This window comes from Kineococcus sp. AC630 (assembly GCF_979255925.1).
The window spans coordinates 1-21,070 of record NZ_CEEDMJ010000033.1; the positions used below are offsets into that span (position 1 = coordinate 1).

General features: G+C 72.1%; 20 protein-coding genes. 15 read left to right on the top strand and 5 right to left on the bottom strand.

The annotated features are described in order from the left end of the window. The 3 genes from cydD to AC0I8G_RS23510 form a co-directional block, all read right to left on the bottom strand. Nucleotides 1-1,597, bottom strand: a 1,597-nt coding sequence (cydD, locus tag AC0I8G_RS23500; RefSeq protein ID WP_471732111.1) for a thiol reductant ABC exporter subunit CydD, incomplete at its 3' end; no start/stop codon positions are given. Beyond that, nucleotides 1,594-2,619 carry a cytochrome d ubiquinol oxidase subunit II gene (gene cydB / locus AC0I8G_RS23505; RefSeq protein WP_471732112.1) on the bottom strand — a complete coding sequence of 342 codons (1,026 nt, stop codon included), beginning with the start codon at nucleotides 2,617-2,619 and terminating at the stop codon, nucleotides 1,594-1,596. The genes cydB and cydD, both read right to left, overlap by 4 nt. A 10-nt stretch (nucleotides 2,620-2,629) precedes the next feature. Further along, nucleotides 2,630-4,072 carry a cytochrome ubiquinol oxidase subunit I gene (locus AC0I8G_RS23510; protein ID WP_471732113.1) on the bottom strand — a complete coding sequence of 481 codons (1,443 nt, stop codon included), beginning with the start codon at nucleotides 4,070-4,072 and terminating at the stop codon, nucleotides 2,630-2,632. A 113-nt stretch (nucleotides 4,073-4,185) separates the two neighbouring features. On the opposite strand from AC0I8G_RS23510, the gene AC0I8G_RS23515 reads away from it, so the two are divergent. Further along, complete coding sequence (locus AC0I8G_RS23515; protein ID WP_380161805.1) at nucleotides 4,186-4,581, top strand: BlaI/MecI/CopY family transcriptional regulator; 396 nt, start codon at nucleotides 4,186-4,188, stop codon at nucleotides 4,579-4,581. A 21-nt stretch (nucleotides 4,582-4,602) separates the two neighbouring features. Beyond that, nucleotides 4,603-5,532 (top strand): M56 family metallopeptidase, encoded by a 930-nt coding sequence (locus AC0I8G_RS23520; protein ID WP_471732114.1) that lies wholly within the window; start codon nucleotides 4,603-4,605, stop codon nucleotides 5,530-5,532. Between the two features lie 73 nt (nucleotides 5,533-5,605). Here the strand turns inward: AC0I8G_RS23520 and AC0I8G_RS23525 are convergent, their stop codons facing one another. Both AC0I8G_RS23525 and AC0I8G_RS23530 read right to left on the bottom strand, forming a co-directional pair. Continuing rightward, nucleotides 5,606-6,190, bottom strand: a complete 585-nt coding sequence (locus AC0I8G_RS23525; RefSeq protein WP_471732115.1) for a hypothetical protein — start codon at nucleotides 6,188-6,190, stop codon at nucleotides 5,606-5,608. Further along, nucleotides 6,187-8,352, bottom strand: a complete 2,166-nt coding sequence (locus AC0I8G_RS23530) for a hypothetical protein (RefSeq protein ID WP_471732116.1) — start codon at nucleotides 8,350-8,352, stop codon at nucleotides 6,187-6,189. Before AC0I8G_RS23530 ends, AC0I8G_RS23525 begins: the two co-directional genes overlap by 4 nt. A gap of 434 nt (nucleotides 8,353-8,786) precedes the next feature. Between AC0I8G_RS23530 and flgB the strand changes: the two genes are divergently transcribed. The 13 genes from flgB (at nucleotide 8,787) to AC0I8G_RS23595 (ending at nucleotide 21,069) form a co-directional block, all read left to right on the top strand. Beyond that, nucleotides 8,787-9,137: a flagellar basal body rod protein FlgB gene (flgB, locus tag AC0I8G_RS23535; RefSeq protein WP_471732117.1), complete on the top strand. Its 351-nt coding sequence runs from the start codon at nucleotides 8,787-8,789 to the stop codon at nucleotides 9,135-9,137. A 49-nt stretch (nucleotides 9,138-9,186) separates the two neighbouring features. Next, nucleotides 9,187-9,582 (top strand): flagellar basal body rod protein FlgC, encoded by a 396-nt coding sequence (flgC, locus tag AC0I8G_RS23540; RefSeq protein WP_380262488.1) that lies wholly within the window; start codon nucleotides 9,187-9,189, stop codon nucleotides 9,580-9,582. Between the two features lie 113 nt (nucleotides 9,583-9,695). Next, nucleotides 9,696-10,034 carry a flagellar hook-basal body complex protein FliE gene (fliE, locus tag AC0I8G_RS23545; protein ID WP_471732145.1) on the top strand — a complete coding sequence of 113 codons (339 nt, stop codon included), beginning with the start codon at nucleotides 9,696-9,698 and terminating at the stop codon, nucleotides 10,032-10,034. Then, nucleotides 10,034-11,650, top strand: a complete 1,617-nt coding sequence (fliF, locus tag AC0I8G_RS23550; protein WP_471732118.1) for a flagellar basal-body MS-ring/collar protein FliF — start codon at nucleotides 10,034-10,036, stop codon at nucleotides 11,648-11,650. The genes fliE and fliF overlap by 1 nt, the downstream gene beginning before the upstream one ends. Before the next feature lie 3 nt (nucleotides 11,651-11,653). Next, on the top strand, nucleotides 11,654-12,679 hold the full coding sequence (gene fliG, locus AC0I8G_RS23555; protein ID WP_380262492.1) for a flagellar motor switch protein FliG: 1,026 nt from the start codon (nucleotides 11,654-11,656) through the stop codon (nucleotides 12,677-12,679). After that, the gene (locus AC0I8G_RS23560) at nucleotides 12,663-13,418 is read left to right on the top strand and encodes a FliH/SctL family protein (RefSeq protein WP_471732119.1); all 756 of its coding nucleotides are present in this window, start codon (nucleotides 12,663-12,665) and stop codon (nucleotides 13,416-13,418) included. The genes fliG and AC0I8G_RS23560 overlap by 17 nt, the downstream gene beginning before the upstream one ends. Further along, nucleotides 13,415-14,776, top strand: a complete 1,362-nt coding sequence (locus AC0I8G_RS23565) for a FliI/YscN family ATPase (protein ID WP_471732120.1) — start codon at nucleotides 13,415-13,417, stop codon at nucleotides 14,774-14,776. Before AC0I8G_RS23560 ends, AC0I8G_RS23565 begins: the two co-directional genes overlap by 4 nt. Beyond that, a complete protein-coding gene (locus AC0I8G_RS23570; RefSeq protein WP_328291720.1) occupies nucleotides 14,773-15,225 on the top strand; it encodes a hypothetical protein in 453 nt (150 codons plus the stop codon). The genes AC0I8G_RS23565 and AC0I8G_RS23570 overlap by 4 nt, the downstream gene beginning before the upstream one ends. After that, complete coding sequence (locus AC0I8G_RS23575) at nucleotides 15,222-16,298, top strand: NlpC/P60 family protein (protein WP_471732121.1); 1,077 nt, start codon at nucleotides 15,222-15,224, stop codon at nucleotides 16,296-16,298. The genes AC0I8G_RS23570 and AC0I8G_RS23575 overlap by 4 nt, the downstream gene beginning before the upstream one ends. Next, on the top strand, nucleotides 16,295-18,193 hold the full coding sequence (locus tag AC0I8G_RS23580) for a flagellar hook-length control protein FliK (protein WP_471732122.1): 1,899 nt from the start codon (nucleotides 16,295-16,297) through the stop codon (nucleotides 18,191-18,193). The genes AC0I8G_RS23575 and AC0I8G_RS23580 overlap by 4 nt, the downstream gene beginning before the upstream one ends. 88 nt (nucleotides 18,194-18,281) lie before the next feature. After that, nucleotides 18,282-19,079: a flagellar hook capping FlgD N-terminal domain-containing protein gene (locus AC0I8G_RS23585; protein ID WP_471732123.1), complete on the top strand. Its 798-nt coding sequence runs from the start codon at nucleotides 18,282-18,284 to the stop codon at nucleotides 19,077-19,079. Nucleotides 19,080-19,135: 56 nt separating this feature from the next. Next, nucleotides 19,136-20,530 (top strand): flagellar hook protein FlgE, encoded by a 1,395-nt coding sequence (locus tag AC0I8G_RS23590; protein ID WP_471732124.1) that lies wholly within the window; start codon nucleotides 19,136-19,138, stop codon nucleotides 20,528-20,530. 227 nt (nucleotides 20,531-20,757) lie between these two features. Beyond that, nucleotides 20,758-21,069, top strand: coding sequence for a flagellar FlbD family protein (locus AC0I8G_RS23595; protein WP_328291715.1), 312 nt, complete (start codon nucleotides 20,758-20,760; stop codon nucleotides 21,067-21,069). Nucleotide 21,070 lies beyond the last annotated feature (1 nt).

Genomic DNA, 21,070 nt, shown 5'->3' on the forward strand with positions numbered 1-21,070 from the left:
GGACGGGACGGGTGAGGGTGGTCGTGCGGTCCGCGGCGGCGAGGAGGGCGGGGCGGTGGGCGACGACGAGGACGGTGCAGCCCACGTCGTGGGCGAAGGAGCGCAGGGAGTCCACGACCACGGCTTCGCTCACCGGGTCCAGGTGGGCGGTCGGCTCGTCGAGGACGAGGACCCGTGCGCCGCACCGGACCGCGAGGAAGGTGCGGGCCAGGGCGACCCGCTGGCGCTGGCCCGCGGAGAGCCCTGCGGCGTTCTCCCCGAGCGGGGTGTCGAGGCTCAGCTCGGGCGCGGCGGCGAGGTCGAGGGCGTGGCGGACGTCGTCGTCGGACACGTCGGGGGCGTCACGACCAGCACGGACGGCGTCCCCGACCGTGCTCGCGTAGGGGAAGGCCGGACGCTGGGGGAGGTGCGCGACCCCGTCGAGGGTGTGCTCGACCGAGCCCGCGTCGGGGACCAGGACACCGGCCGCGACGCGGGCCAGGGTCGTCTTGCCCGCCCCCGAGGGGCCGGCGAGGGCGTGCAATTCACCGGGGACGGCGTCGAGGTCGACGCCGTCGAGGACGGGGGTGGTGTCGGCGCGCCGCACCGTGATCCCGCGCAGCCGGACCCCGTCGGCGAAACCCGAACCGGGGACCGGCAGGGGAGCGGTGAGCACCTGGTCGACGTCGTCGACGACCGCGGCGGCGTCGGCGGAGTCGTGGAAGCGGGCGCCCACCTCGCGCAGCGGCCGGTAGGCCTCCGGCGCCAGCAGGATCACCAGCAGGGCGGTGTGCAGGTCCAGGGTCCCGCCGGCCAGGCGCATCCCGGCGGTCACGGCGACGAGACCGACCGACAGCGTCCCGACGAGGTCGAGGGCGGTGGAGGAGAGGAACGCGATGCGCAGCACCGACATCGTCGCCCGGCGGTGGGCGTCGGTGACGGCGGCTACGGCGCCGACCTGACGCTGCGCGCGGCGGTGCGCGCGCAGGGTCGGCAGCCCGCGGACGGTGTCGAGGAAGTGCGCGGCCAGCGTCCGCTGCGCCGACCACTGCCGGTCCGCGCGGGACTGAGCCGCGCGGCCCAGCAGGATCGCGAAGACCGGGATCAGCGGCAGCGTCACGGCGACGGTGATCGCCGACTCCAGGTCGGAGAACGCCAGGACCACCAGCACCAGCGGCGGCAGCAGCACCCCCGGCACCAGGGCCGGGAGGTAGCGGGTGAACCAGGCGTCGAGGGCGGGCAGGCCCTGGGTCAGCACCGCGGAGAGCCGGGCCCGCCCGAACCGCTCGACCCATGCGGGGCCCAGCGCCAGCGTGCGGGCCAGCACCTGCTCGCGCAGGTCGCTGCGGACGGCGCTCGCCGTCCGCTGGGCCAGACGGGCTGCGGCCCAACCGGTCACGACCCGCCCGGCGACCGCGGCGATCAGCACCGACAGTGCCCCGGAGGCCGGGGCCCCCCGCCACAGCGCCACGACGAGGTCGGTCAGGGCGAGGGCCTGGGCGAGGAGCAGCCCCGCGGAGACGGCCTCGACGACGCCGATCGCGGCGATCCCGGCCCGGGCCGGGCGGGCGTGGCGGAGGAGCCGGGGATCGACGGGTCCTCTGGATCGCGGGCTCACCGGGTCACGGGCACCCGACGCGGGCGGGACGTCGTCGAGAACCCGGTGTGGACCCGCTTGCGGAACACGACGTAGGACCAGACCTGGTAGGCGATGACCGCGGGCAGGACGATCACCCCGGCGACGGTGATGAGGTGCAGTGCCCCCTCGGAGGCCGCCGCACCCCGCAGGGTCACGTCGTTCGCGCTCGACAGCGTGCTGGGCAGGAGCACCCAGGTGGAGCCGAGGTGGGCGGTGAACACCGCCACGACGCTACCCGCGACCGCGAGCGACGTCGCCGCGAAGGCCAGCACCTCCGCGCGCCGCCAGGCGGCGACCGCGGCGACCGCGAGCAACGCCAGCGCACCCGCGACGGCGGCGTGCCCGGCCGCGATGAACAGGGCGAGAGCGATGACGGCCAGCGCGGGGGCGGTGGCGACGGTGAGGCGACGGGCCCGGGCACGCACGGGGCCGGTGGTGCGCAGGGCCAGGAACGTCGCCCCGTGGACGGTGGTCAGCAGCACGCCGGCGAAACCGCCGAGCACGGCCCAGGGCCCGAGGACGGGGGCCAGGGAGCGGCCCAGCCCGCTGCCCCGCACGTTCCCGCCGGGGTCGAGGGCGAGGCCGACGACGAGCGCGCCGAGGACCGCGCCCCAGGTCGCGGCCAGCAGCAGCGAGGAGGTGGCGAGGAACGCGTCGCAGCGCAGGTGCCAGCTCGCGGTGTCGTGCTTGCCGCGGAACTCGATGGCGACACCGCGCACGGCCAGCAGCAGCAGGATCGCGATCATCGGCAGGTAGAGGCCGGAGAGGAGGGCGGCGTACCAGTCGGGGAAGGCGGCGAAGGTGACGCCGATCGCGGCGACCAGCCACACCTCGTTGCCGTCCCAGACGGGGCCGACGGTCCGGATCGCGGCGCCGCGTTCGGCGTCGGTGCGTCCCAGCAGCGGCCCGAGGAACCCGACGCCGAAGTCGAACCCCTCCAGGACGAAGAAGAGCACCCAGGCCAGGACAGCGATGCCGAACCAGATGACGGGGAGGTCCATCACTCGCTCCTCAGTAGCTCACGGCGTAGGGCTCGACTGCTTCTTCGTCCACCGTCTGGGGCACCGGCATCGACGGGAGCCCCTTGCGCACGAGGCGGGTCACCAGCAGCGTCCAGGCCCAGGCCAGCGCGCCGTAGACGACGGTGAAGGCGACCAGGCTGGTGGCGACCTCGGCCCAGGTCAGCCCGGGGGAGACGCCGTCGGCGGTCTTGAACAACCCGAACACCAGCCACGGCTGGCGGGCGGTCTCGGTGAAGATCCAGCCGAAGGAGTTCGCGAACAGCGGCATCAGCGGCAGGACCGGCAGGGTCCAGAGGATCCCGCGGGCCAGGCGCGGGTCGGGGTTCAGGACGACCGACTTCCGGGTGACCCACAGGTGGACCAGGGCGATCATCGCGGCGGTCATCCCGACGCCGATCATCAGGCGGAAGCTCCAGAACGCGACCGGCACCCAGGGGATGTAGTCGCCCGCACCGAACTGCGCGGAGTAGGAGTCCTGCAGGTCCTTGAGGCCGAGGACCGTCGAGGAGAAGGACCCCTTGGCCAGGAAGGAGAGGAAACCGGGGACCTCGAGGGCGAAGGTCGGGCGGTCGGAGCCGAGCGGGGCGTAGGAGAAGATCGAGAACGGCGCGCCCGTCGTGGTCCGGTAGAGCCCTTCCGCCGCAGCCATCTTCATCGGCTGGACGGCGGTGATGACCTTGCCGAGGGCGTCGCCGCTGAGGGCGACCCCGGCGCCGGCGACGAGGGTGAACCAGGCGCCGAAGCGGGACAGCGTGCGGAACGCGGCGAACTCCTCGGAGGTCACGTCGTGGCCTCCGCGCAGCAGGTGCCAGACCCCGACGGCCATGACGAGCGCGCCGCCGGCCATGACGGCACCGGCGTAGGTGTGGGGGAAGGCGGCGAGGTTCAGCTCGTTGGTCAGCAGGTCCTCGAAGCTGCCGAGCCGCGCGCGGCCGGTGGCCGCGTCGATGCTGTAGGCGACGGGGTTCTGCATGAAGGAGTTGGCCGCGAGGATGACGAAGGCGGAGATGGCGGTGCCGATGGCGACGACCCAGATCGTCGCGAGGTGCACGAGCTTCGGCAGCCGGTCGCGGCCGAACCACCACAGGCCGATGAAGGTCGCCTCGAGGAAGAAGGCGAGCATCCCCTCGATGGCCAGGGTGGGCCCGAACACGTCGCCGTAGAAGCGGGCGAACGCGCTCCAGGAGAGGCCGAACTGGAACTCCTGGACCAGGCCGGTCACGACGCCGACGGCGAAGGTGATCATCATCAGCTTGCCGGTCAGCAGCGAGAGCCGGCCGTAGCGGTCGCTCCCGGTCCTCGCCTCGACGCGCAGGTGCGCGGTCTGCAGGATCGCGGTGAAGAGCGCGAGGCTGATCGAGAGCGGTACGAAGAGGTAGTGGTACAGCGTCGTCACGGCGAACTGCAGACGGGTCAGCGATTCGATGCTCACGGCTGGTTCCTGGCCTTCCTACGACGTCCTGTCGTACTACGACCAACTGTAGTACTTCAATCGGTAGTACGACGGCTCGCGTTCAGCGGTGTGGTTGACGTAACATCCACCCCGTGGCCCTGGGAGAACTCGAACGCGACGTCATGGACCGGCTGTGGGCGGCCGGTACGCCCCTCACGGTCCGCGAGGTCCACGAGCAGCTCGCCGAGCACCGCAAGATCGCCTACACGACGGTCATGACCGTGCTCGACCGCCTCGCCAAGAAGCACGTCGTGCGCCAGGAGCGCGAGGGTCGCGCCTTCCGCTACACCCCCGCCGCCACCCGCGAGCAGATGGTCGCCGACCTCATGCTCGACGCCCTCGGGGGAGTGCCCTCCGTCGACGACCGCCAGGCCGCGCTCGTCCACTTCATCGGCGGCGTCTCGCCCGCCGAGGCCGCCGCGCTGCGCGAGGCCCTGGACGCGATGGCGGGGACCGACCAGTCCGGGGACGCGACCACCACCGCCTAGGCGACCCCGTAGGTTCGTGGCGTGACCGCCGTCTGGTTCGCAGCGCTGGCGCTGCTCCTGGCGGGTCCGGCGCCGGCGCTGCTGGCCCGTGCCCGCTGGACCTGGCAGGTGCCCCGGGCCGCCCTGGTGCTGTGGCAGGCGATCGCCCTCGGCGCCGTCCTCGCCACCCTCGGAGCCGGCCTCGCCTCGCTCTCGCTGCTCTTCACCGAGGAGCCCGGCTTTCCCTTCCTCGAGCGCCACGGCCCCGTCCAGACGACCCTCATCGGACTCACCTCCACGCTCGTGGCCATCGTCACCGTGCGGTTCTGGGTCGTCGCGACCCTCGTCGGCATCCGCACCCGGCGACGCCGCAACCGCCACCGCGACATGGTGGACCTGTTGCACCGCAAGGAGTCCACCGGCGAGATCGACGCCGCCCTGCTCTCCCAGGCGGGGGTGCGGGTGCTCACCGGACCCGGCCGCGTCGCCTACTGCGTCCCCGGGGTGCGCTCCCGCGTCGTCGTCTCCGACGCCATGCTGAACTGCCTGACCCCGGAGGAGGTGCGCGCGGTCCTGGCCCACGAACGGGCCCACCTGCGCGCCCGCCACGACCTCGTCCTCGAGGGCTTCACCGCCCTGCACGCCGCGTTCCCGCGCTTCGTCTCCAGCCAGGCCGCGCTCGACTCCGTGCGACTGCTCGTGGAGATGCTCGCCGACGACTCCGCCCGCCGCCACACCGGATCGCTGCCCCTGGCCCGCGCGCTGGTGGCGCTCGCGGGCCAGCCGGACGGGGCCTCGGAGATGCCGCTCGGCTCGGCCGCCCTCGCCCGGGTGCGGCGACTCGCCGCCCGGCCCGCGACCCGCGGGCTCTCGCTGGCGACCTACGTCGCCGCGGCGCTCGTGCTCGGCGGGCCCACGCTGGCCGTCGCCGTGCCCTGGTTGCTGACCAGCTACCACGCCTTCGTCCACTGACCCACCCGTCGACGCGAAAGGCCGTGATCGTGCAGGGATTCCCTGCATGATCACGGCTTCTCGGTTCAGCGGGTCACTGCTGGATGAGGTAGAGCTCCAGCTGGACGACCCCGGCCTGGGGGGCGTCGGCGTTCACAGCCCGCCAGAAGTCGCGCTTGCCCGACCCGGTGAACACGTTCGGGGCGGCGACGTCGAGCTGGGCGTTGACCCGGCGGGCCAGCGCGGTGCCCGCACCCGGGGTGCCGGCGGTGCCGAAGGTCAGCACGAACGCGGCGCGGCGTCCCTGGGCGGCGAGGTCACCGACGGCCCCGGCCACCGCGGCGCGGATCGCCTCGTCGTCGGCCCCGCCGACGTTGACGTCCAGCACGACCGGAGCCTGGGCGACGCCGGCCGGCATCGTGGGCACGTCCACCGGGAGCGGTGCGGCGGTCACGGTGACCGTGGGGACCGGCGTGGGCACCGCGGTCGGGGTGGCGGTGGGGGCCACCGTGGCCGCGACGGCCGTGGCCTGCCCGGCCCCGGCGTGCACGGCACCCCCGGCGGCGAGACCGATGATCGTGAGGGCCAGGAGGGCGTCGGCGAACACCCAGCCCGCGAGGCCGATGGCGGGGTTCTCCTTGTTCCGCGGGCGCAGCGCGCCGCGGCCGGGGCGCCTCACTGGCCGGCCCGGGAGTAGCGGCGGGCCGCGAGGGCCTGCAGCGTGCGGGGCGCGACCGCCACGAACTGCTCCTCGACCTCGGGCTCGGCCGCCCGGACCGGACGGCGCTCCTCGACCCGGGGCTCGACCCGGGGCTGGGGTGCGCGCTCGACGCGCGGTTCGGGACGCGGTTCCTGACGCGGTTCCGGGCGGAGTTCCGGGCGCGGTTCCTGACGCACGACCGGACGGTGCGCCGGCACCGGGCGACGCTCCGGAGCGGGCTGGACCGGGGGCTGGACGGGGGTGCGCTGGCGCTGCTGACGGGCGGTCGCGGAGGCGATCCGCTCGGGCAGGGCCTCGACCTGGTCGGAGAGGCGGTCCATCACCTGGTCGACGACGGTCCCGAGCCCCGACCCGAGGGTCTGGGTCAGGTCGTGGGTCAGCTGACGGCTGGCGTCGCGGTAGGCGCGGTTGACCTGGCGGACGTGGTCGTCCTGGGCCATCGCGAGGGTCTCGGTGACGGCACCGGAGACGTCGTCGCGCAGCGTCGCACCGATGCTGCGCAGGGCGCGGCCCGTCGCGTCGGCGTGCTCGTGCTGCACCTTCTCCATCCAGCGCGGGACCGAGCGCATGTCGTGCGCGGCCTCCACGAGGCGGTTCTCGATCCCGCGCCAGGAGTCCAGGACCTCGTTCTGGGTGGTGAGCAGGTCCGCGAGACGCTCCTCGTGGCGCACCCGGCGGTCGGCGGACTCGGCCGCGGTGGCCAGCACGCGACTCGCGGTGGAGAGCGCGGACTCCGCGGCGGAGGAGGTGCGCTCGACGTCGCGACGCAGCGTCTCCATCGTCTGCGCAGCGTGCTCGGCGGAGGCCGAGACGTGCTCGCTGAACGCCTCGCCGGTCATCCGGGTGACCTTCTCGACGCTCTCCACGACCGCGAGGTGCATCGTCTCCACCGATTCCTTCGCCGTGCTCGAGAGCGCGGCGACGTGGCCGGTGACCTTCTCGCCGAAGTCGGCGCTGTGCCGGGTCATCGCGGAGGCGGAGGTGGCCAGCTCGGCCATCGACTCCCGGGTGGCGCTGGAGAGCAGCTCGACGGAGGCGCTGACGCCCTCGACGGCGGAGAGGACGCGGTCGCGTCCCTGCAGACCCTCGCGCAGCGCCTCGGCGGTGCCCTCCCGGACCTGGCTGAGGTGGTGGACCAGGGTCTCGGTCGACTCCGCCAGCGTGCGGGTGTGCTGCTCGCGATCCGCCGCGATCAGCTCGCCGTGACTGCTGACCGCCGCGGTCACGGCGCCCTGCAGTTCCAGCGCGGCGCGGGCCACGTCGGCGCCGCCGGTGTTCGCGGCGTTCGCGGCGACGATGGCGGTCTCGCTGGAGGTGCGGACGGTCGCGACGAGGGCGGAGGTGTCGGCGTGCAGGCGGATCGTCTCCGCCACCAGGCGACCCAGCTCCGTCAGCCCGCGTTCGAAGTGCGCGCCGAGCTGCTCGGCGGCGTTGGCGCGGTGCGGCGCGAGGGCCACCGTGGCGCGTGCGGCGAAACCGCGCAGGAGTTGACGGTGGGACTCGTCCGCGCTCGCGGCCTGGACCTCGTCGGTGCGCTGACGGCGGTCGGTGGCGACGCTGATCGCGATGGCGCCGGCGATCAGCAGGACGGCCATCTCCGCGACGCGGTCCAGGGAGAAGAACGTGCGCCCGCCGAAACCGTCGAGCCACAGCTGCAGGAACGACTCGCCGTCGGCGGCCTCACCGTCGGCGCTCATCCCGCCGTAGGCGCGGCCGGCGAAGAGCAGACCGACCCAGGTCACCATGACCGGGGCGAAGACGAGGATGGTGCGCAGCGAACCGGAGCGCAGGACGCTGCGGCGCTGGTCCAGCGGGGCGACGGCGGCGTCGACGTCGAGGACCTCGAAGAGGTCCGCGTCGGCCCAGCGGCCGAGGTGTCCGTCACCTCCGGTGGCGGCGGTGCGCAGGGCCGTGCTCAGCGAGGCGAGAGCGGTCGCGCGGTGCTGCGCGGGTTCAGCGGCGGCGAGCCCGTCCGCCTCGACGGCGAGCCCACCGAGTTCGGGGTCGCTGAAACGTTGCTCGCCCGCCTCGGCCTGCGCGGCAGGGGAACGCTCGATCGAGTCGTCGCCCTCCGCAGGGGCGGCGGTTCCCGCTGGAGTGCTCTCGTCCGCTGTGGTCATGGCCACTGCCTCGGCGGGAGTCGGCGCCGACTTGAGCCGCTGGATCGGCCGATCGGGTGACACCCGTCCGGTCGCACCGTGAGTGGGCGGTGAACCTCCCGCCCGACCGGGTCCCCCCGCTCGGCTGCGCCCGAACCGGTGACGACGGGTACGGGAAGGAGCACCCGGCAGGGTGTTCCCGGTCACTCAGGGTGCCGGCCCGTCCGTGTCAGCCGCCGAACGGGTGAACGGTGCGATCCCGTTCGGCGGAGCCACTGGTGATCGGTGGCGAAACGCACCGGTTGGGCACTCGTCCGGGCTCAAGACCCCGCCTGGATGGGCCGAAGGAGTGTGCAGGCCCCGGGGACCGCAACGGTCCCTCAGGGAGCACCCGAACACCTCGCACAACACCTCGCAAACGCAAGAGCCAGCAATCACCTACGGAGGGTGGCCTCGTGTCCGATCTCACCAGCGTCGCGCTGCACACGGCGTTGAACGGTCTGCAGGCGCGGCAGCGAGCCATCGCCGACAACATCGCCAACATCAACACGCCGAAGTACCTGGCGAACAAGGTGTCCTTCGAGAGCGAGTTGCAGAGCGCGGTCGCCAGCGGCGACGCGTCCTCGGCGCAGAGCTCGGGCATCGTCACGCAGAAGTCCCTGGAGCCGACTCGCGAGGACGGCAACAACGTCAACCTCGACGAGGAGACGATCTCCAACATCTCCACGAACCTCAGCTACCAGACGGTGCTCTCGGCACTGAACACCAAGTACTCGCTGCTGCGCACCGCGATGAGCAGCCAATGACGGGGAACACCCCCTGACCCCCGTCCCCTGACATCCGGAGCGAAACCCCATGAGCATCTTCGACGCGATCGGCATCGCCGGCACCGGCGTCACCGTCAACCGCAAGTGGATGGACGCCGTCAGCGACAACCTGGCGAACATCAACACCGCGACCAGGACGTCCGACCCCGCCTACGAGGCCAAGTACGTCGTCGCCACCGAGGCCGCGGACGGCAAGGGCACCCAGGTCGCCGGCATCGTCACCGGCAGTGCCGCAGGGCGGATGGAGTACGACCCGACCAACCCCCTCGCCGATGCCCAGGGGTACGTGAAGTATCCCGACATCGACATGAGCTCGCAGATGACGAGCCTGATGATGGCCCAGCGCGCCTACCAGGCGAACCTGCAGACCATCACGACGGCCAAGGAGGCCTACACGGCCGCCCTGCAACTCGGGAAGGGCTGACCGTGAGCATCGAATCGATCGGCGCGATCGGGTCCTCCACCGACATCGCCGGCACCCTGGGAACCCTCGCCACCGGCTACGGCCAGGGGATCGCCGACACCGACAACGCGCAGATGACCTCCTCGATCGGGGGCGGCACCGGGACCAGCTACACCGGCTCGGTCACCGGAACCCCCTCCGCCCTCGGGATCAGCGGCGTGGGCACCGACACCTCCGTCGACGGGACCTCGGGAACCGACTTCGCGTCCCTCCTCTCGGGCGGCATCGACAAGCTGCAGGGCCTGCAGTCCACGTCGGACGACCTGGCGGTGAAGGCCGCCACCGGTGACCTCACCAACGTCCACGACTACATGATCGCCAGCAACGAGGCCCAGCTGGCCACCCAGCTCACCGTCGCCATCCGCAACAAGGCAGTCGATGCCTTCAACGAGATCATGAGGATGCAGGTCTGATGGCCAAGGCCAAGGGAAGCGCGGCGATCGTCGAGAACGCCCAGAACTTCGTCTCCGGATTCCGGACCTTCTCGACCGGCCAGAAGGCCGTCGTCATCGCGGTGATCGCCGCACTCATCGGGGGAGCGGTCTTCTTCTCCCGCTGGGCCTCCACGCCCTCCTACACGCCGATGTTCTCGAACCTCTCGGGAACCGACGCGAGCGCCATCGTCGACAAGCTCACCGCCGACGGGGTGAAGTACCAGCTCAGCGACAACGGCGCGACGATCGCCGTCCCCGCCGACGTCGTCGACAGCGAGCGCCTGGCGATGGCCGGCGCGGGGCTGCCCGCCGAGACCGACTCCAGCTCCGGTTCCTCCCTGCTCTCCCAGCAGGGCGTCACCGCCTCGGAGTTCGTCCAGCAGCAGGCCTACCAGCAGGACCTGAAGAAGACGCTGGAGAAGACCATCGGCTCCATCGACGGCATCGACTCCGCCGTGGTGAACCTGGCCATCCCGCCGAAGGACGTGTTCCTCGACGAGCAGGACCCGGTGACCGCCTCGGTCCTGGTCAAGCTGCGCGCCGGCAAGACGCTGTCCAACGACAACGTCACCTCGATCGTCAACCTGGTCGCCGGCGGCGTCCCGGGCATGGACGTGAAGAACGTCTCCGTGGTCGACGACAAGGGCAACACCCTCTCCACCGACGGCACCGGCTCCAGCGCGCAGAACGAGAAGACCAGCGACTACAACGTCTCGGCCAGCTCGGACCTGCAGCGCTACCTCGAGAGCATCTACGGGGCCGGCAACGTCAAGGCCACCGTCAAGGCCACGCTGAACTACGACGACAAGACCACGCAGGCCACGGAGTACAGCCAGCCGACCACGATCGCCCCGCTGGCCCAGTCGACCTCCTCGGAGGTCTACAACGGGTCCGCCTCGGGCTCCGCGGCGACCGGTGTCCTCGGACCCGACAACATCGCGGTCCCCACCGGCACCTCGACCGCCGGGACCGGCGGGTACTCCAAGACGTCGTCGACGAACAACAACACGATCAACAAGACCGAGATCGTCACCAAGCAGGCCCCCGGCAAGCTGGAGAAGCAGACGGTCTCCGTCGTCGTCAACGCCGGCGCTAAGGGTGCCGCCGGCGCTGCCGACGTCAACCAGATCACCCAGATCGTCAACCAGGCGGCGGGGATCGACGCCACCCGCGGCGACAGCGTCTCCGTCGTCAAGACGGCCTTCGACAACACCGCCGCGACCGACGCCCAGGCCCAGCTGGCCGAGGCGAAGAAGGCCGACCAGCAGAACGCCTACATCGGCTACGCCAAGACCGCCGCCCTCGGGCTCCTGGTCCTGATCATGCTGATCGTGATCCTGGTGGCCTTCCGCCGCCGCAAGGTGGAGACGGTGGACGTCCTGGACGTCGACCCCCTTCAGCTCGGTGACATCACCGGAGAGCTCAAGGAAATCGCGCCGGCTGTCGAAAGGCCGGTGGCGCTCGAAGCAGCACCGGTGGACCCGGCCCTGGAGGCCGCGGCCGCCCGCCGCACCGAGGTCGTCGAACTCGTCTCCCGCCAGCCCGAGGAAGTCGCGGAACTGCTCCGCGGCTGGCTCGCCGATCGGAGGTCCTGACCCGTGTCGTCCACCGAGCTCGAGGTCGCCCCCATGTCCGGGGCACAGAAGGCCGCCGTCCTGCTCCTGCAGGTCGGACAGGACAACGCCGCCAAGGTGCTGTCCCACCTGCGACCCGCTGAGATCGAAGAACTCACCGCGGAGATCCTCCGGCTCCGTGCGGTCTCCCCGGAGATCGCCGGCATCGTCCTGGAGGAGTTCCACGGGATGATCTCCTCGCCGCTGCGCGGCGGGCTCGGTGGCCTCGACTTCGCCCAGTCCCTCCTCGAGGGCGCCCTGGGTGCGGAGGGGGCCGCGGAGGTCCTCGGCCGCGTCGCCGAGGCGGCCGTGGTGCAGCCCTTCCAGTTCCTGCACCAGGCCGACCCGCAGCAGATCCTCACCTTCCTCACCGGTGAGCACCCGCAGACCATCGCCCTGGTCGTGGCGCACCTGCGTCCCGACCAGGCCTCGATGATCCTCGGCGGGCTGAGCGCGGACATGCAGGCCGACATCGCGCTGCGCATCGCCACCATGGAGGCGACCAGCTCCGAGTACGTCCGCCTCGTCGAGGACGTCGTCCAGCGCCGCACCTCCACCGTGCTGCAGGCGAAGACGAACTCCGCCGTCGGCGGCGTCCAGCCCCTGGTCGACATCATCAACCGCGCCGACCGCGGCACCGAACGCTCGATCCTGGAAGGCCTGGCGACCAAGAACTCCGCCCTGGCCGAGGAGATCCGCGCGCTCATGTTCGTCTTCGAGGACATCACGACCCTCGACGACCGTGCCATCCAGCTCGTGCTGCGCGGCGTCGAGACCGCCGACCTCGCCACGGCGCTCAAGGGCGTCACCGAGACCGTCCGGGACAAGATCCTCAAGAACGTCTCCGAACGTGCCCGGGAGAACCTCATCGACGAGATCGAGCTCATGGGCCCGGTCCGCATGTCCGCGGTCGAGGAGTCCCAGCAGAAGGTCGTCGCGATCATCCGCCAGCTCGAGGAGTCGGGTCAGATCGTGCTGACGCGCGGTGGTGACGATGACTTCGTCGCGTAACACCTTCCAGGTCGCCGACACCACCCCCACGACCACCCGCGCCCCGCGGGTGTTCGTGGCGGCCCCGGCCGCCGCCCCCGGGTTCGAGCGCGCCTTCACCGGCCTCGACCTGGGCGACCGCGAGGACAGCGACACCGCCCGCCAGGTCCGCGAACAGGCCCGCACCCAGGGCTACGCGGCCGGCTGGGCCGCGGGCATGCGCCAGGCGGCGGAGAAGGCCGCCGCCGAGCTCGACGCCCAGCGCGAGGCCGCCCACGCGGCGGCCCGCGTGGAACGCGAGGAACGCCGCGCGTCCCGCAACCGGGCCGAGGAGGCGCTCTTCGCGGCCGGGGAGGCGTTGCGGGCCGAACGGGAACCCTCCATCGGGGCGCTCGCGGACACCGTCCTCGAGCTCGCCCTCGAACTCGCGGGGGCCGTCCTGGACCGCGAGGTCAGCGCCATGGACTCCCCGGTCCAGGAGGCCGTCCTGCGGTCGCTGCGGCCGCTGGAGGGCGAGAAACCCGTCACCGTGCGCGTCAACCCCGCCGACTTGAGCGCCCTGATGGGTGACAGCCTCAAGGGTCGCCACGCTCTGGCCGATGCAGACCTCGTGAGCTACCAGTCAGACCCCACCGTCCAACCGGGTGACGCCGTCGCGCGCCAGGGTGACACCGAGGTGGACGCCGGCCTGCGAGCCAGCGTCTCCCGGGCCCTGGCCGCACTCGTGGGTGACGAAGGGCCTGCCGGAGTCCTGGCATGACCGCCTCCCTGGTGTCGGACCGCCTCGCGGCCGGCGTGCGCGAGATCCTCGCGCCGCAGGTCGCGCGGGCCGTCAGCGCCGCCGCCCCGGAGATCCGCGGCCGGGTCTCGTCCATCGTCGGGCTCTCCGTCGAGGTCGCCGGTCTGGAGGCCGCCGTCGGCGAGACCATCCGTCTCGGTGACGCCACGCACTCCATCCCCGCCGAAGTGGTCGCAGCGGAGGGTGGGAAGCTCCGCTGCCTGCCGCTGGGCCACCTCACCGGCCTCGCCGCCGGTGCCCCCGCCACCGCCACCCGCCGCCCCTCCGACGTCCCCGTCGGCGCGGCCCTGCTCGGTCGCGTCGTCGACGCGCTCGGCAACCCCCTCGACGGTGGCCCGCCGCTGCACGCCGCGCCCCGCGCACCGCTGCACGCCACCCCGCCGCCGGCCATGACCCGCGGCCGCGTCGACGCACCCCTGTCCCTGGGCGTGCGCGCCCTCGACACCCTCGTGCCCGCCGGTCGCGGTCAGCGCTTCGGCATCTTCGCCGGTTCCGGCGTCGGCAAGTCCTCGCTGCTCTCGATGATCGCCCGCGGCACCTCCGCGGACGTCTCCGTGCTGGCGCTGGTCGGTGAACGTGGCCGGGAGGTCCGCGAGTTCCTCGAGGACGACCTCGGCCCCGAAGGCCTCGCCCGCTCCGTCGTCGTCATCGCCACCTCCGACGAGGCCCCCGTGCTGCGCCTGCGCGCCGCGCTCACCGCGACCGCGGTCTCGGAGTCGTTCCGCGACATGGGCGCCGACTGCGTCCTCATGATGGACTCCCTCACCCGCGTCGCCATGGCCCAGCGGGAGATCGGCCTCTCCGTCGGCGAACCGCCCGCGACCCGGGGTTACCCGCCCAGCGTCTTCGCCCTCATGCCGCGCCTGCTGGAACGCGCCGGCCCCGGCGTGACCGGGTCCATCACCGGGATCTACACCGTCCTGGTCGACGGCGACGACCACAACGAACCCATCGCCGACAGCGCCCGGTCCATCCTCGACGGTCACGTCGTGCTGGACCGCCGGCTCGCGACGGCCGGCCACTTCCCGACCATCGACGTCCTCGAGTCGGTGTCCCGCGTCGCCGGCCGCGTCACCACCCCCGAGCAGAAGGCCGCCGCGACGGCTCTGCGCCGGGTGCTGGCCGCCCACCGAGACGCCAAGGAACTCATCGACGTCGGCGCGTACCAGCCCGGCGCGAACCCCGAGGTCGACGCGGCGGTGGCCCAGCTGCCCGCGATCAACGCCTTCCTGCGCCAGGACATCCACGACATCACCCCCGCCCCCCAGGCGTGGGCGCAGCTGCAGCAACTCGTCTCGACCTTCGGAGGACTGCAGTGAGTGCCACCAAGGCGATCATGGCGCTGCTCAAGCTGCGCAAGGTGCAGCAGGAACAGATCAAGATCGACGTGGCCGCCGCCAACGCCGTGCTGCGCAACGAGCAGAAGCGCGCCGCCCGCGTCCGCCACGAACTCGGCGAGGCCCACCTCTCCGACGAGACGATGGCCGCCTGGACCGCCGCCGTCGCCCGCCGCGCCGCCCTCGTCTCCGACCTCGACAACACCCGGGCCCTCGTCGCCCGCGCCGAGATCGACCTGGGGGAGAAGCAGGCCGCGTGGGCCCGCGCCCGCCGCGCCGAACGGTCCCTGGAACGCATCGTCGAACGCCACGAGATCGCCCAGGAACAGGCCGCGCTGCACGCCGACCAGAAGTCCCTCGACGACCGCACCGTCGCCGAGTTCGCCGCGAAGGCACGTCGCCGCGCCGCCCGGGAAGGGGATTCCGAATGAGCGTCGCCGAGATCCAGGCCCGCATCTCCGACATCGAGGCCCGCATCGCGCAGTTCTCCGGAACCGTTGCCGCGCAGGCCACCAAGGCCGCGTCGTCGGTCTCCTCCACCGCCTCCTCCGCCTCGTCCTCGGTGTCGTCGGACTTCGCCGACCTGCTCTCCACCTCCGGCTCGCGCGCCTCGGGCGTCGTCAGCCGCGGACTGCGCACCCTCAGCTCCGGCGACACGGGGGAGAAGCTCCTCGCCGCCGCCAAGCAGTACACCGGCACCGCCTACAAGTGGGGCGGCACCACCCCCTCCGGGTTCGACTGCTCCGGCCTGATCCAGTACGCCGCCCAGCAGATCGGCGTCCACCTGCCGCGCACCGCGGCCCAGCAGGCCACCGTCGGCACCGAGGTGCCCTCGCTGGCCGAGGCCAAGCCGGGCGACCTCGTCGTCCTCGAGAACGGCCACCACATCGGGATCTACGTCGGCGACGGCAAGATGCTGCACGCGCCGAAGACGGGTGACGTCGTGAAGATCTCCAAGGTCTGGGAGACCCCCATGACCATCCGCCGCCTCGGGACGAGCGCCGCCACCACCGCAGCCGGGATCGGCGTCGCCGCCGCCACGCTGCTCTCCGGCGTCGCCACCCCCGACACCTCCAGCTACGTGCGCCCCGCCTCGCTCTCCAGCTCGTCGTCGACCGCGTCGAAGTCCGCCCCGTACGAAGCCGCCTTCACCGCCGCGGAGGCCAAGTACGGCCTGCCCGGCGGGCTGCTCAAGGCGGTCGCCAAGCAGGAGTCCGGGTTCAACGCCAACGCCAGGAGCGGCGCCGGCGCAACGGGCCTCATGCAGTTCATGCCCGCCACGGCCAAGAGCCTCGGCATCGACCCGAGCGACCCGTTCGCCTCCATCGACGCGGCCGGCAGGTACCTCGGGCAGAACCTCACGAAGTTCGGCTCCGTGTCGCTGGCGCTCGCCGCCTACAACGCCGGCCCGGGCAACGTCAGCAAGTACGGCGGCATCCCGCCGTTCACGGAGACCCAGAACTACGTCAAGAAGATCACCGCCGACCTCGGGAGTGCCGCGTGAGCAACAACCTGTCCGTGACGACGTTGCCCTTCCCGACCGGCGCGCCGCGCGAGGCCTCCCGCCCGTCCTCGTCGGACTCCAGCTTCGCGGACTCCTTCGGGCAGGCCGTGCAGGACCTGCGCACCACCGCCCGTGACCAGCGGGACGCGCGGGACGCGCGGGACTCCCGGGACGACTACGCGCGGACCTCCCCCGAGCGCACCTCGACCGGCGAGGACACCCGCACCGACCGCCCCGTCGACGACCGCGTCACCAAGGGGTCCGAGCGCACCGAACGCCCCGAGCGTCCGGAACCCGGACACAAGAACCCCGTGAAGACGGGCAAGAAGGACGCTGCCACGGGGGAACGCCCCGAGGCCACGGACGAGGCCACGGACGCAACCGGGGACGAGACCGGCGACACCGACCAGGTCACCGTCCCGGCCGTCCCCGTCGACCCGTCCCTGCTGGGTCTGCCCGCCGCCCTGCGCGCCGTGCTCACCCCCCGGACCGAGGCGACGACCCAGCCCGCCACCCAGGCCACCGTCACCGCCACCGACGGGGCCACCGCGCAGCTCGTGCCCGCCGCGACACCCGCCGTCGCACCGGTCGTGGGGGAGACCACCCCCGCCGCGGCGCAGCTCCCGACGTCGACCCCGTCGGCCAGCGCGGCCCCCGATCAGGTTCCTGCTGCCGCCCCCACCACCCCCGTCGCCGCCCAGGCCGTGCCGGCTCAGACCGCGGCCCCCGTCGCGGTGCCCGTCCCCACGCAGGCCGCAGCCGCCGTCCCCGCCACCCCGGGCGACGCGGCGCTCGCCGCCGCCACCGTCACCTCGACGCCCGTGGCGCCGGTGACCCCGCCCGTGGTGCCCGCTCCCGTGCAGACCGCCGTCACCGGGTTGCCGCAGAACGTCGTGAAGAACGCCGTGCTGACCGACCAGCCCACCGCGCAGAACGCCGGTCAGGTGGTCACCTCCGTTGCGACGCAGCCGGTCGTGGCCGTTGCCGCAGCGGCGCAGACCCTCCCGGCCGCCGGCACTGCAAAACCCGTTGCGACCGACGCTCCGGCGCCGACCGCCCCGACCTCCGGGGCGCCCGCCGTGACCGTCCCGACCGTCGCCACCGGCCAGTCGGGCGCCGACACCAGCGGTCAGCCCGGCCAGCAGCAGGGTCAGGCCGGGCAGCAGCCCGCCCCCCCGATCGTCGCGGCGGCACCGCGCACCGCCGCGGGGGAGGCGCCCGTGCCGCAGCCCGTCGTGATGGCCGCGAGCCCGACCGTCGCCCAGCCCATCGCCGCACCGGTGACCGCCGCCGCGAGGCCGCTCCCGCAGGCCGTCGACCCGAGCGCCACCGCGGTGCCGACGGCCGTCCCGACGCTCACCGGTACCGCGGCCACCGTCGCCCCGACGGTCGCCGCGGCCTCGACCCCGCCCGTCCCGCTGCCCCTGACCAACCCGGCCGCGTTCGCGCACGGGGTGGCCGGTCGGCTCGAGGACCTCCCCGAGGCCGACGCCGTGCACAAGATGACTGTCGAGGTCAGCCCGGAGGGCCTGGGGCCGGTGAAGATCACCGCCGAGGTCAGCGGGGGAGCCCTGCACGTCTCCCTCGCCGGCGCGTCCGAGGCCGCCCGCCACGCCCTGAAGGCCGCCGTCGGCGACCTGCAGCGGGAACTGTCGGGCTCCGGGTTCACCCAGACCACCGTCGACGTCAGCACCGGTTCCGGTTCGCCGCAGGGCCGTTCGGCCGACGCGCAGTTTGGTGCGGGACAGCAGGGTTCCTCCAACGGGCAGCAGGGACAGCAGCCCGGCTCCGGCCGCCCCTCGGGCGGGTCCCTGTTCGCCGCGGCCGCCGACGAGCGCCGTGCGGCCCGCACCGCCGCCGCCGCCGCCGCCGGGCGCCTCGACCTCAGCATCTGAAGCGTTCAGCGCGGGATTCACCTGGCAGGACGCTGTGGATCCCTCACCTGGGTTAAAGGCCGTCACCCGTTCGACCGAAGGAGTAGGCATGACCATCGACGCGGCAAGCGGTTCGAACGCCTACACGTCCCTGATCGCCAACTCCGACGCCATGGCGGCGGCCTCGGCGACCAAGAACGCGAACGCCACGGACACCTCCGCCGCGGCGAAGGCGAAGACCAAGGACGACAAGGACATGTTCCTCAAGCTCCTCGTCGCCCAGCTCCGCTACCAGGACCCGTCGAAGCCGGCGGACACCACCGCCTTCATGGCCCAGACCGCGCAGTTCTCGGCGCTGGAAGCCATGCAGGACGTCGCGACCCAGTCCAGCACGATGGTGGCGGGTCAGAACAAGCTGCAGGCCAGCACCATGGTCGGGCAGACGGTGTCCTACACCGCCGAGGACGGCACGCTGAAGACCGGCGAGGTCAAGTCGGTCTCCTTCACGCAGGGATCGGTCGGCGGCACCAACGGCGAACCGGTCCTCAACGTGGACGGCACCAGCGTCGTCCTGTCCAAGGTCTCCGGCATCGGTGAGGCAGCGGCCATGGCCGCCGCCGCAGCCGCGGCGGCCAAGGCGGCGGCGGACGCGAAGGCAGCCGCCGACGCCAAGGCCGCCGAGGGTTCGGCCACCACGACCCCGCCCACCACGAGCCCGACCGCCACGAGCCCGACCGTTCCGGGCACGGCCACCACGAGCCCGACCGTTCCGGGCGCCGCTGCGACTCCGCCCACGTCGACCCCGGTCACCGGATCGACCTCGAGCCCCACGACGGGGAACACCCCCGTGTCCGGCTCCACCGGGAGCACCCCGTCGGGTTCGTCGAGCCCGACGACCCCTGCCTGACCCGCTCCCGCTCGTCCCATCACAGTTCCCCGTCAGCCCCTCGAAAGGTCTGAAGCATGCTTCGCTCCATGTTCTCCGGTGTCAGTGGTCTCCGTGCGCACCAGACGATGATGGACGTCGTCGGCAACAACATCGCCAACGTCAACACGACCGGCTACAAGAGCGACTCCGTCGTCTTCGCGGACACGCTGTCGCAGCTGACCAAGGCTGCCGGCGCCCCCACGAACGCCAGCGGCGGTACCAACCCCTCGCAGGTCGGTCTCGGTGTCCGCGTCGACGCGATCACCCAGAACATGACGCAGGGTTCGGCACAGGCCACGGGCAAGGCGACCGACCTGATGCTGCAGGGCGACGGGATGTTCGCCATCCAGCAGGGTGACGGCACGTTCTACAGCCGCAACGGGTCCTTCACCCTCGACGCCAACGGATCCATCGTCACCAACGACGGTGGGTACGTCATGGGTTGGAAGGCCGACGCCGCCGGCGGCATCAACACCAACGCCCAGATCGGCAAGCTGGTCATCCCCTCCGACTCGGTGATGCCGGCGGTCGCGACGACCACCAGCGCGCTCAAGGGCAACATCGACCGGACCTTCAAGACCCCGACGATCGTTCCTGCGCAGGACGCCTCGCAGCCCTACACCGGGACGCCTGCGCTCTCCGGCACCGAGGAAACGGTGGCCGGCACCACCGTCACCACGGCGGTCAACGCCTACGACGCCCAGGGCAACTTGACCAAGTACAACGTCACTCTGACCAACACGGTGATTCACACCCCCGTCAACGGTGCGACCCCGGATCAGTACCGGCCGACCAACGACTGGAAGATGGTCGTCACGGACGCCAAGGGCAACCCCGTCGTCTCCACGACGACGAAGGGCGATGCCGCAGCGGGGACTGCGAGCGCCGTCAAGCAGGACCTGAACTTCGATCCCAGTGGCACCGCGGTCGACACCGCCCACAAGCAGGTGTTCGTCCCGGCCCCGGGCAGCCCGACGGGCCGGGAGCTCTCGATCGATCTCTCGGCGCTCACCGCGTTCGTGGGCTCATCCGGTACCAGCAACGTCAACCCCAACACCGACGGGGCCCCGATCGGAACCCTCACCAGCTACGCCTTCGGCACCGACGGTGTCATCACCGGCAACTACTCCAACGGCTACAAGCAGACGCTGGGCCAGATCGCCATCGCGTCCTTCAACAACGCAGCTGGTCTGCGCAAGGAGGGGAACTCCCTCTACTCGGTGTCGACGAACTCGGGCAACCCCGTCTACGGCATCGCCGGTCAGGCCGGTCGCGGTGGGCTGCTCGCGGGCTCGCTGGAGATGTCGAACGTCGACCTCTCCTCGGAGTTCACCGAGCTCATCCTCGCCCAGCGCGGTTTCCAGGCGAACTCGAAGGTCATCACGGCCTCCGACGAGATCCTGCAGGACCTGGTCAACCTGAAGCGCTGACCCTGGTTCCGGCGCTGGTTCAAGAGCCGGCGTAGAACTGCCGATCACCCTCCTGGAGCAACGCTCCAGGAGGGTGTTTTGGTTGCAGCCAGTGACGATGCGCGGGCCATTAGCACGAACGGGTGTACCGCGCAACCCTCTCTCAGATCCACCACGTGCGCGCCGATGGACTGGATGAACCAGCCCACGGACGGGCGCCCCACTCCACCGCCAAGGATGGAAACCCTGTGATCCTCGTGACTCGCCTCAACGGATCGGTGTTCGCTGTGAACCCCGACCTGATCCAGCGTGTCGATGCAACCCCTGACACGGTCATCACGCTCGTGGACGGCGCCAAGTTCGTCGTCACCGAACCGCTGGCCGAGATCATCGAGCGCGTCATGGCGTTCCGCGCGCGGGTCGTCGCGACCGCGCACTCCCTGGAGGAGACGGGCACGGCCGACGTCCTGGAGCTCCCGCACCACACCACCGAATCCACCCACAGCGACACGGACGGCGACCTGCCGGCCCCGGTCCCGCTGCACCGCAGGAGGCCCTGAG